This is a genomic window from Cupriavidus phytohabitans (genome assembly GCF_000426345.1).
In the GTDB taxonomy this organism is placed as follows: Bacteria; Pseudomonadota; Gammaproteobacteria; order Burkholderiales; family Burkholderiaceae; genus Cupriavidus.
This window is the reverse complement of sequence record NZ_AUFE01000243.1, coordinates 1-1,185: the sequence shown is the minus strand read 5'-3', so window position 1 is coordinate 1,185 and position 1,185 is coordinate 1. Positions and strand designations below refer to the sequence as shown.

Genomic DNA, 1,185 nt, shown 5'->3' with positions numbered 1-1,185 from the left:
ATGCTTGGAATTCTCGTGTGCCGTGTGACAAGAATTTCGCGAAGCGGTTCGCCGCCTGCTCTCCGCTGATGTGTGCGAGCGGGGGCTGATGATGAAGGAGGGCACAATGAGTCGGATGTGTCGCAAGCGCATGCTTTGCTGCATGGCCACGAGGAGCATGCGTGTCCTTGACTTGTGCAATATCTAGCGCCAGCGCTCATTAGCGCCTCCCTAGGCGAGCTCGCGGATAACGAACGCGGCACGCCACCGGCGTGAGCGCCAGCACGAAGCACTGTTCGCCACCGAGGGTGGCATTTCTTAACCGAGAAGGAGAAACTGTTATGAGTGGTGTATCAAAGGGCTCTGGGACTGCTGGAGGGAGCACAATAACGGACGCGGGTAATGCATCGGATGAAATCGAAAAATTGACTAAAACCACTCAAGAGACGGCCATACTCACGGCAAAACAAAGCGCCAAGATCTCGATCACCAATGCGGTGGCGAGCTTTATGAAAGCCCTCGGTGATAGCGTTAAGCAGGCCGCTCCCCACTAAAGTCTAAAGCGCGCTGGTCGGCAGCTATATCTGTCCGGCCACTCGTTTTGTTATGGCTGGCATGCGATCTGACGAGTGCCAGCCCGTGAGAAACACGAACGAGGAGTTCACAAAATGAGTGCAGTGAAGAATGCTTTTGAAAAGATTGGCGATGGCATTAAGGAAGTTGCCGATGGCATTAAGGATGTCGCCGAAGGCGCCTTGAAAACGGTTGGCGGTGTTCTGACCATCAATCCAGCCTTAATAAAGGCAGGCGCTAACGAGTTCGATAATGGCTGCAAGGAGTGCGTCAACGGTGTCGCCGACACTGCGGGTGCGGCAGTCGGCATCACTCCCATTGGCGCTGCGCTGAATTCGATCACGGATGGCGCTGCCAGCAGACTCGCATCCGGAGTGTTCGATAGTCTTGCTTCGACGGTCAACGGCGGCTTCACCGGCGTTGAAGAGATTATCGACGGGGTGGTTGACGGTGACCCGACCGAAATGGTCAAGGGGGCGTTCGGGGTCGGACAAATTGCTTTGCTGGCACTTCCCGGCGTAGGCGAGGCAGACATGGCGTTGTCGTTGGCGTTGAACACGGGAAAGGATATGCTCACGGACGCAGTGACCTAAGGGACATGCTGATCAATGAGGTTTGCGCTTGATGTCGCAC

The 1,185-nt window shown here is 55.7% G+C and carries 2 protein-coding genes; both read left to right on the top strand.

Translation table 11 applies throughout. The features are described 5' to 3' along the window. Positions 1-320 precede the first annotated feature (320 nt). Positions 321-533, top strand: coding sequence for a hypothetical protein (locus tag K309_RS0135045; RefSeq protein WP_029050496.1), 213 nt, complete (start codon positions 321-323; stop codon positions 531-533). Between the two features lie 114 nt (positions 534-647). Beyond that, positions 648-1,145, top strand: coding sequence for a hypothetical protein (locus K309_RS0135040; RefSeq protein ID WP_029050495.1), 498 nt, complete (start codon positions 648-650; stop codon positions 1,143-1,145). The last annotated feature ends 40 nt before the right edge of the window (positions 1,146-1,185 follow it).

Excerpts from the sequence above, each read along its gene's own strand:
- K309_RS0135040 (WP_029050495.1), top strand. The coding sequence starts at position 648 with ATGAGTGCAGTGAAGAATGCTTTTGAAAAGATTGGCGATGGCATTAAG.
- K309_RS0135045 (WP_029050496.1), top strand. The coding sequence starts at position 321 with ATGAGTGGTGTATCAAAGGGCTCTGGGACTGCTGGAGGGAGCACAATA.